Below are 9,845 nucleotides of genomic sequence, written 5' to 3'. Positions count from 1 at the left end.
TTAGAGCCTTCATTACTATTGCTAGATCGAACGATAAATGACAAGTGAACCTTTTTGCTGATAACTCACCTGCTGTCTTTCTTCAAGTAAGTCCAAGTGGCCTTGAATTTGTGATAGTCCTAAGAGATTAACGTCACCCGGAATAGGTGGTTCGATAAAGGCATTCACAGAAAATGCCTTTAATAGGTGATCGCCGGCAAAGGTATCACCAGTTACCTGGCTCCATAGTAAAATATCAGATTGGCTGTGGCCGGGAACGTGAACCACTTCAAACTCCATCCCACCTAATGGAATAGAATCACCTTCGTTAACAAAGGTAACATTTCGCCACTTTTCCTCTTTGAATGGACGTTCGATGATGTGCTTTAATGGGTCGGCACCACAGCTGGTTAAAAACTGATGAAAAAATGCCTGCACACGTTGATACTCGTCCATACCAAAATTAATGGAACCTCTCGCCTGTTCATGAACATAGATTGGCACATCTATTTCTTCCAAAATGTAAGGAATTGCCCCCGCATGGTCGATATGGATGTGGGTCAGGACAATCTGATCAATATCCTTCAATGTAACGCCGTGCGTATGTAGTTTACTTTTAAGTTGCTGAAATGACACTTTACCCGGGTTACCCGTGTCGATTAAGGTAACAGAATCACCAATCGCCAAAAACGCATTGACCGTGCCCTCGGCAAAATGGGTTTCTAATTCAATTGGAACAATTCTAAACAATTTGAACCCCCTCCTTTCTCAAATATTATTTAACTATCACTTTTGGCAGGAGTAATGACCTGCGCACTATCAAAACTATATTTCTCTTACGCTAGAAATATGAATACGTTTTCCCTTATAGTCTAATTTTTTATTTTTTTCAAAAAATGATTCAAACAAAGGAACCCCCCTGAAAAAATACGTAATTGAATTTACGCAATATTAACAAGGGGGTCTTCACCAGTAGAGGCTGTTATTTCTTCAACTTAATAGGGACTACTTTTCCATCTTCAATAGCAGCCACTTCTAATTCTCCATCAAAGCCGCCTCCGGCAAACTTTGTAAAATCATAAATTTTGACATTATCAGGAATATTTTCAACTCCTGATTGCATTTGTGCTTGGATTTTTTCTGCGTCATCGACGGATCCAGCTGCCTTCATCGCTTCCGCAAAAATATAAGTTGCAATGTAATTTAGACCCGCTTCGGAGCCTGGGGTTTCCCCATATTTCTCCTTATATTTCTCTGCGAAATCAGGAATCGCAGGGCTGCTAGATTCAACTAATGGCATAACACCAATCGAACCATTTAAAGCATCATAGGAACCGGTAACCGCTTTCATCTCATCGAATTTTGCTTGGTCCATGACAATAAATCCTCCCTTAAAGCCTAGCTCTCTCGCTTGTTTCGCAACTTTTGCCGTAGGTTCAGAGGCACCGCCGATAAATAATACATCTGGCTTCTTCTTCAAAGCGTTTGTCACAATGGTAAAGAAGTCTGTCTCTTTGGCGAAATCGATGGACGAATTGTAAACAACCTTACCACCTTCTTTTTCCCAATGTGCTTTTAGTTTGTCAGACCAATCCTTGCCATATTGCGAAGCGGTTGGAAGGAAGGCAATCTTATGCCCGAACTTTTCCATTTCATAAGTCGTAAAAGGTTCTAAGTAACCATCATAACGAGGGGGAATCCGAACAGTCAGGTTATTTCCTACCTCAGAAACTTTTGGTTCACTCGTATAGGCACCAATGATGAATTTATCTTGTTGGTTGAATACTTGAAGGGCGAACACGCCGCCACTATGGGGTGTAAAAATAATTGGGGTTTTATTTTCCTGAATTAAACGCTTAGCATTTGCCCCCGCCTCATTCGGTAAGTATTTATCGTCTAATGACACGATATTTAGGTTATATTTTTTCCCGCCGACTTCAATACCGCCTGCACTGTTAATTTCCTCGGCAGCCATCTTCACGCCATTTAAGGTTCTCTCACCATAGAACGCTGCTGGCCCGCTTAATGGACCAGTATAGCCAATGTTAACAGTCCCAACTCCATCTTTACTTCCACCTGCTGCTGGCTTGGTGTTAGCAGGTTTTTCTGATGTGCTATTACATGCTGTCAAACTAAAGATCATGACAAAGACAAAACCGATCATTAATAGAGACTTCATTCGTTGCATTCATTTTCCCCCTTTTGTTTACCTGAATTTCTAGTGACTTAAAGTGATGAATCGACCGTTCATCACCCCCTTTAAAAGCATGCTTAGTCATGCCCCTATGTAGGCCTTCCTTACTTCATCGTTAGCAAATAACTCCTGGGATGTGCCTTGAAGAACGATGGAGCCATTTTCAAAAACATACCCTTTATCTGCGATCTTTAAGGCAGCATTCGCATTTTGTTCTGCTAACAATATCGTCGTTCCTTCTTTATTGATTTTCTGAATTACTGCAAACATTTGCTCCACAATGAGCGGGGCAAGTCCTACCGATGGTTCATCGAGGAGCATCAGTTTAGGCCTGGACATTAATGCCCTGCCGATAGCCAACATTTGCTGCTGTCCGCCGCTTAGAGAACCGGCAGCATCATTTCTTTTCTCCTTTAAGATGGGAAAAAGTTCGTATACATGCTCAAGCGCCTGTTTAATTTCTTCTTTATGGCGCCGATGTATATACGCACCCATTCGCAGGTTCTCCTCAACAGACATGGCCGGAAAAAGCTTTCGTCCTTCTGGGCATTGACCGATACCGAATTGGACAATTTGATCGGATGATCGCTTGTTTAGTTTTTTTCCTTGAAAAATGATTTCACCAGCCGCAGGCTTGCTTAATCCGCTGATCGTACGAAAGGTGGTACTTTTTCCAGCGCCATTTGAACCTAATAAGACAACGATTTCCCCTTCGTTTACTTTGATATTCACGTCATGTATGGCGGTAAAGCTTCCATANNTCTTTAAATTAAGCAATCGCACTCCCTCCCAAATAGGCCTTTATGACTAACTCGTTATTTCGAATTTCATCTGGACTTCCTTCGGCAATCTTTTCGCCGTAATTCAAGACCATGATTTTATCAGCCATTTTCATAATCATTTGCATCTTGTGCTCGATTAAACACACGGTGATCCCTGTAGAGACCATCTTTTTCATTAATTCCGCCAGGCCTTCTGTTTCATCAGGATTCACCCCGGCTGCGGGTTCATCAAGAAAGACAATTTCCGGGTCAGTGGCAAGAGCTAATGCAAAGGCAGTTCGTTTTTTCTCTTCCTGCGTTAAACTACCAACCAGTTTACTGGCTACATTTTTTAAATCCACAAATTCGAGGACTTCCATTGCTTTTTCACGGCATTGTGCCTCTTCCGATTTAAGTCGTGGTGTCCTGAAGATTGCATCAAGCAAGGTTGATTTTGTTCGCAACCGATGCCCAACGATGACATTGTCCAAAACGGTTGATTGCTCAAACAGATTCGTTGTTTGAAACGTCCGGGCCACTCCCAGCTTGGCAATTTTATCTGAAGATAAGGTGGTAATATCACGCCCATTAAAAATGACAGAACCTGAGCTCGGACGATGAAAGCCGCTAATTAAATTAAAAAATGTCGATTTCCCTGCCCCATTAGGACCAATGATGGCATTGATTTTTCCTTTTTCAATCGCAAAATCGACATTGTTGACAGCCACTAAACCACCGAATCTTTTTGTTAAATTCTTCGTTTCCAAAAAAATCATTTCTACCCCTCCTTTACTTGCTTGTCAGGGCGTATTTCAGCCTTGATTGCGGTATTTCCACTAATATTTGTCTGATGCTGTTCCTTTTTCGCTTTCATTCTTGTAAACGCACTCGAAACAGCTCCGACAATACCGCGTGGGTAAAAAATAACCAACAAGGTTAAAACAGGACCAAAGATGAGCATCCGGTACTCTTGGAAGCCTTGCAGTTGCTGTGAAAGCCAAACAATCAGCAGTGTCCCGACAAGCGGACCACTTAAGGTCCCAATCCCGCCGATTAATAAATAGGTTAGTAAATCAAAGGTAATCGAAATCGAACCAATATCAGGACCAATAAAACGAACAAAAGAGGCGTAAAGGGCCCCAGAAAGACCAGCAAAGAGGGTCGATAGGACAAAGACTGTTAATTTATTTTTCATCGTAGAAATCCCAATCGTTTTCGCTAGATCCTCACTATTACGGATGGCAATATAGGTTCTGCCTGATAAGGAATGCACAATTCGATACATGACCAAGACCACAAGCAGTAAGAAAAACAAGACAAGATAATAATGGGAGATTTCAGATTCAAAATTGATCGGACCAATCCCTGCAGGAGCCGGAATCCCAATCAGCCCACGTACCCCCTCTGTTAAGCTGTCCCATTTATCGATAACTAGATAAAGTATATAGCCCAAACACAAGGTATAAATGGCGAAAAAATGTTCCTTCGTTCGAAAGGCGATGATGCCCACAACCAGTCCGATCAAACTAGTAATTAATAAGGTTAATAGAAAGGCAAGCCAGAAATTCATCTGTGCTTTTACGGTTAAGATCCCTAATGAATAGGCGCCAATCGCAAAGAAACCTGCATGTGCTAAGGACAGATAACCGGTATAGCCCGCAAGTAAATTTAGCCCGTACACACCAATCATCCAGATAAACGAAAGCGTCATAACGTGAACAAAATAGGTGTTTGAGGTCATTAAAGGAAATACGACAGCTAGTAATATTAATAGAGAAATGACATTTCTTTGATTAACTACCTTTGGCATCAATTATGGCCCCCCTTTGAAAACAATCCGGTTGGCTTCACTGTTAAAATAAGCACAAGCAGGACGAAAGCAATAATGTCCTTATAGTCGTTTGAAACATAGGTCGCCCCTAAACTCTCGCTAAATCCTAAAATATACCCGCCAACAATAGCTCCAGGAATACTTCCCATCCCGCCAAGGATAATGATGACAAACGCTTTTAAAATAACAAGTTGTCCCATCCCTGGGAATACTAGATTAATAGGTGCAGAGAGGGAGCTGGCAATCGCCGCAAGCCCACCAGAAATCATAAAGGTGAGCATAGCCACCTTGTTCGTGTTAATCCCAACGAGGTTAGCACCTTCACGATTTTGCGATATCGCAATAATTGTTGCGCCTGTATAGGTCTTTTTTAAGAAGAGGTATAAAAGGACCATGACAACTAGAGCCGCAATAACGATGAGGATTCGCTGCATTGTAAACGTTAACCCTAGGATCTGGACGACCTCTCCGTATGGCGTTGGCATCGACTGGTATTCAGCACCCCAATAAAATTGGGCGAAGGCTTCTAAGAATAAGAGAATTCCAATTGCAGCTATCTTATCGTGGATGGGCGGTGCTTCTCTAAGCGGGTGAAAAACAAATCTTTCCATCAAGACGCCAATGAGACCAACAACAATAATCGAAACGAAAATCGCTATCCAATAATGAAGTCCAAACTTGGTCATCATCGTTAAGGTTATGTATCCACCCATCATGTATAAGGCTCCATGTGCAAAATTTGGAATGTGCAGAATCCCATAAACGAGTGTTAATCCTAGGGCAACAAGGGCGTAAACGCTGCCGATCGTTAAACCATTAAATACCTGCTGAATAAGGATCTCCATAGTCTCCCCCTTTAATTGATAAAGATTTTTTAAACAGTGGGCTTACCAATTGGTTCGCTCCCCTTGTTGAGAAAAGTTTACTGAACCTGATTTGAGACTTTCACTTTTTCTTCTTCCTGAAGCGTGCGCCATAATATTTTGCCGCTTGATGTCATTGGGAGTTGTTTTCGGAATTCAATCAATCTTGGGTATTTATAGGCAGCCATATGCTGTTTCGACCACTCGATGATTTCCTCAGCATTGACATTTCCTTCAAAACCTTCATTTAAAATGACAAATGCTTTAACCGTTTCGCCCCGTCTAGGATCAGGCACGCCGACGACACATGCCTGTTGTATGGCCGGATGATTATAAAGGTAGGATTCAACCTCAGTTGGCCAAACCTTATAGCCTGAAGCATTGATCATTCGTTTAACACGGTCGACAATGAAGTAGTAGCCTTCTTCGTCAAAGCGGCCGATATCACCCGTCCGGAAGAATTTTTTCCCATCAATATCAATAAAGGAACTTCTATTTTCGTCATCTCGGTTATAATAGCCGACCATCACCTGCGGTCCGTTTACGATAATTTCGCCGACTTCCCCGGCACCTAGTTCTTTTCCAGTTGCAGGTTCGATGATTCTAGCATCGACATCAAAGGATGGAATACCAAGGCATTGCATTTTCGGGCGTTCGGCTGGATTGAAATGGGTCTGTGCAATCGTTTCCGATAGACCATAGCCCTCGACAAAACGCAAACCCGTAAGATTAAATAATTTTTCACCAACAGCTTCGGGTAAGGCTGCTCCTCCTCCGGAAATCGAAGTTAACGAGGCAATATCCTCTCCATTCAGTTTTGGATTGGCAAGGAAATCAACAATCATAGTGGCAATCGTCACCCAGTGGGTACAATTTAATGTTTTTATCATCTCCACTGCCAGGTCTCGATTCCATCTTGTCAAGATGACCATCATACTTCCACTGTAGATTGGCATATGCATACTGTGGACCATCCCTGTTACGTGGAACAGCGGTAAGGACATTAAATGAACAGCATTTGGCGTCGTTAATGACCAGTGATAGGCGCCAACTGTGTTTGCATTAACCGTTCGGTTAGTATGCATACAGCCCTTTGGCAGCCCCGTTGTTCCTGATGTATATGGAAGGCATGCCAGATCATCACCTGTGGCTGTATGTTCTGTTGGTGTAAGGTTTGCCTGAATCGCCTCGTTCCAAAGATAATGACCAACTTCTGAAAAAGGAACTCTCGGACCTTCTACCTCTTTCGGTAACATTCCTTCCAAACCTTCGCCTGCATAATCTGAATAGGCAGCGATAACCAAATTCTCTAATGAAGTTTTCCCTAACAAAGGCTGGATGCGGTCATATAGTTCCTGCCCTGCGATAGCAGTCTTGATTTCACAGTCACGTACATAAAAGTCTAATTCATCAGCAACTAACATTGGATTGATCGGAACAACCACAGCATTAGCTCGTAAAATCGCATAGTAGCCAATCACAAACTGTGGAGAATTCTGCATGAATAGTAAGACCTTTTCACCAGTTTGGACGCCTAGTTTGTGTTGTAGGTATCCGGCTAAGGCGTTTACTTCGGTATCGAGCTGTCCGTACGATAATTTGTAGCCATAGTAGTAAATTGCATCCTGGTCTGGATAACGGCTTGCACTAACTTTAAGGTTGTCATACAGCGATGTGGACGGGACTTTTAAAGATTTTGAGATTTTTGGCCAAAATGGATAATGAAGAGTTAGCAATGGACTTCACTCCTTGTTTAATAGAATGTTAGAGTTTAATGTAAACGCTATCATTTTTATGAAAATCCAGTTACTTTTTTTAATTAGGAGGAGACAATTTTTCTGCCTCCCATTCACACTGGGTACCTAACAACACCACGAATTATTCTCGTTCAATGATTGTAGCTATCCCTTGTCCGCCACCGATACAGGCGGTAATCAGCGCATATTTGCCAGCTGATCGTTTTAGTTCATAGACTGCTTTTGTGACAAGAATGGCGCCAGTTGCTCCAAGGGGATGTCCATGGGCAATGGCTCCACCGTTTACATTTACTTTTTCAAGGTCCATCTCGAGTTCACGATTACAGGCTAACACCTGCGCTGCAAAGGCTTCATTAATTTCAATGACGTCCATATCATTTAACGAATATCCTGACTTTTGGAGGACTTTTTTTACAGCGGGAACAGGTCCTATTCCCATTATGTTCGGATCCACTCCCGCAACGGCAAAGGCGCGAATCACAGCAAGTGGCGTTAGATTTAATTCCTCTGCCTTTTCTCTCGACATAATCACAAGAGCTGATGCCGCATCATTTAAGCCGGAGCTATTGCCTGCGGTAACTGTACCACCATTTAGAAAAGCTGGCTGCAGCTTTGCCAAAGCATTATAGGTTGTTTGGGGGCGCGGGTGTTCATCGGTTTTGAATTGAATAGGTTCTCCCTTTTTTACAGGTATGGAAATGGGAACTATTTGCTCATCGAAACGCCCTTCCTCCATCGCAATCGCCATGCGTTGTTGGCTTTGAAGTGCAAATTGATCCTGTTCTTCTCGTGAAATCTGATATTTTTTCACTAGGTTTTCAGCCGTAATGCCCATTGGCGGATCACCAATTTCTTTTGGTGACAGCTGAGATTTTCTAAAACTTGGCGGTACCGGGCTAAACGGCTTTTCAGGCCGATCCAACAAATACGGAGCACGGCTCATACTTTCTGTCCCGCCGGCAATATAGATATCGCCATCCCCAGCGCGAATCGCTTGAGCAGCAAGATTGATGGCATTGAGTCCTGACCCGCACTGCCTGTCAACGGTTAATCCCGGCAAATCCATCGATAACCCTGTCTGTAAAGCTGTTAATCTAGCAATATTTCCGCCGCCAGACAGAACATTTCCAAAAATTACATCGTCAACCAATTCAGGATTAATGTTTGCGCGTTTAACCGCTTCTTTAATGACTTCTGCTCCCAATACATGGGCAGGAACTCCTGCCAGAGCACTTCCCTGTCTGCCGATCGCGGTTCTTACAGCAGAAACAATGACTGCATCTCTTTTCATTGCTCTTTCACCTCTTGTTTATTATTGAAGTTGAAGTAGATTCGGAAATTTTATCGTTTTTTCGGTTACATAACCGCTATAAGTTCCATTTATTGGAGAAAAAGGGATCCTATCAGCGGATTCTTGTATTCTATTAGCGAATTTCTATCAGAGAATTAATTGATTTATTCAGCGAATTCTCCAGTTCTATCAGCGAATTACTAACTCTACGGCAAATCCTCAGTTTAAGGATCGAATTTTTTGGTTCAAAGAGCGAATTCCTAAGTTTTATGAGCGAATTCTCCACTTCAATGAGCGAATCGCTTACATCGCATGTGCGCCGCCATCGACAACGACGACATCCCCTGTTACAAAATCGGAAGCTGGTGCAGCTAAGAATAAAGCAACGCCTTTAAGGTCATTTTCAGAACCAAATTTTCTTAATGGCGTTCCTTCAAGAATGGCTTCTCCCCCTTGATCCAACAACCCTTTGGACATTTTCGTCGGGAAGAATCCTGGGGCGATTGCATTTACATAAATGCCGCTTGGACCCCACTTGACTGCCAAATCCTTTGTAAATGTAATCACTGCCCCTTTACTGCTGTTATAGCCGATGGCATTCATATACTTTGGATTACTCCCCTTTAAACCAGCTACAGAAGCAATATTAATTATTTTCCCGAATTTTTGTTGGAGCATGACTTTACCGACCGCTTGTGACATTAAGAAGGTACCGGTAACATTGACATCCATCACCTTTTTCCACGCTTCAAGCGGCATTTCTTCGACCGGTGCTCCCCAGGATGCACCACTATTGTTAACGAGAATATCGATTCGCCCAAATCGTTCCATTGTCTGCTCGACGACATTTCTAATATCCTCTGGATTTGTGACATCACATTTTAATGCAAAACTCTCCACACCAAGTCTTTTTAACTCTTCACTTACATCCAAACAGGCTTCCAATTTTCTTGAACAAACCACTACATTTGCGCCAGCTTCCGCAAAGCCTTCAGCAATCTGCTGTCCTAGTCCTCTGCCTCCGCCAGTAACAATGGCAACTTTTCCAGTTAAATCAAACAACTCTTTCACATTCATAGATCGTTCCCCCATTAAAAAAATTTTATTGCTAGCCGAGATCTTTTGGTGAACTGCTTTAAGCTCGACCATAAATACTAACCAGTTGGTAT

9 protein-coding genes are annotated in these 9,845 nt (G+C 42.5%); all 9 read right to left on the bottom strand.

Annotation, left to right across the window (positions count from 1 at the left end):
• Window positions 1–21 precede the first annotated feature (21 nt).
• Window positions 22–729, bottom strand: a complete 708-nt coding sequence (locus tag V7659_RS15685) for an MBL fold metallo-hydrolase (RefSeq protein WP_335540786.1) — start codon at window positions 727–729, stop codon at window positions 22–24.
• Between the two features lie 232 nt (window positions 730–961).
• Complete coding sequence (locus tag V7659_RS15680) at window positions 962–2,167, bottom strand: ABC transporter substrate-binding protein (RefSeq protein ID WP_335540785.1); 1,206 nt, start codon at window positions 2,165–2,167, stop codon at window positions 962–964.
• Window positions 2,168–2,254: 87 nt separating this feature from the next.
• The gene (locus V7659_RS15675; RefSeq protein WP_335540784.1) at window positions 2,255–2,956 is read right to left on the bottom strand and encodes an ABC transporter ATP-binding protein; all 702 of its coding nucleotides are present in this window, start codon (window positions 2,954–2,956) and stop codon (window positions 2,255–2,257) included.
• Window positions 2,943–3,710 (bottom strand): ABC transporter ATP-binding protein, encoded by a 768-nt coding sequence (locus V7659_RS15670; RefSeq protein ID WP_335540783.1) that lies wholly within the window; start codon window positions 3,708–3,710, stop codon window positions 2,943–2,945. The genes V7659_RS15675 and V7659_RS15670 overlap by 14 nt, the downstream gene beginning before the upstream one ends.
• A 2-nt stretch (window positions 3,711–3,712) precedes the next feature.
• The gene (locus V7659_RS15665) at window positions 3,713–4,744 is read right to left on the bottom strand and encodes a branched-chain amino acid ABC transporter permease (RefSeq protein WP_335540782.1); all 1,032 of its coding nucleotides are present in this window, start codon (window positions 4,742–4,744) and stop codon (window positions 3,713–3,715) included.
• Window positions 4,744–5,610, bottom strand: coding sequence for a branched-chain amino acid ABC transporter permease (locus V7659_RS15660; protein WP_335540781.1), 867 nt, complete (start codon window positions 5,608–5,610; stop codon window positions 4,744–4,746). Before V7659_RS15660 ends, V7659_RS15665 begins: the two co-directional genes overlap by 1 nt.
• Before the next feature lie 77 nt (window positions 5,611–5,687).
• On the bottom strand, window positions 5,688–7,364 hold the full coding sequence (locus V7659_RS15655; protein WP_335540780.1) for a long-chain fatty acid--CoA ligase: 1,677 nt from the start codon (window positions 7,362–7,364) through the stop codon (window positions 5,688–5,690).
• A gap of 142 nt (window positions 7,365–7,506) precedes the next feature.
• Window positions 7,507–8,676: a thiolase family protein gene (locus V7659_RS15650; protein ID WP_335540779.1), complete on the bottom strand. Its 1,170-nt coding sequence runs from the start codon at window positions 8,674–8,676 to the stop codon at window positions 7,507–7,509.
• A 303-nt stretch (window positions 8,677–8,979) separates the two neighbouring features.
• A complete protein-coding gene (locus V7659_RS15645) occupies window positions 8,980–9,753 on the bottom strand; it encodes an SDR family oxidoreductase (RefSeq protein ID WP_335540787.1) in 774 nt (257 codons plus the stop codon).
• Window positions 9,754–9,845: the final 92 nt, after the last annotated feature.

The sequence above is a fragment of the Neobacillus drentensis genome (genome assembly GCF_036966985.1).
Classification (GTDB): Bacteria; Bacillota; Bacilli; order Bacillales; family Cytobacillaceae; genus Neobacillus; species Neobacillus drentensis_E.
This window is presented reverse-complemented; position numbering and strand designations above follow the sequence as displayed.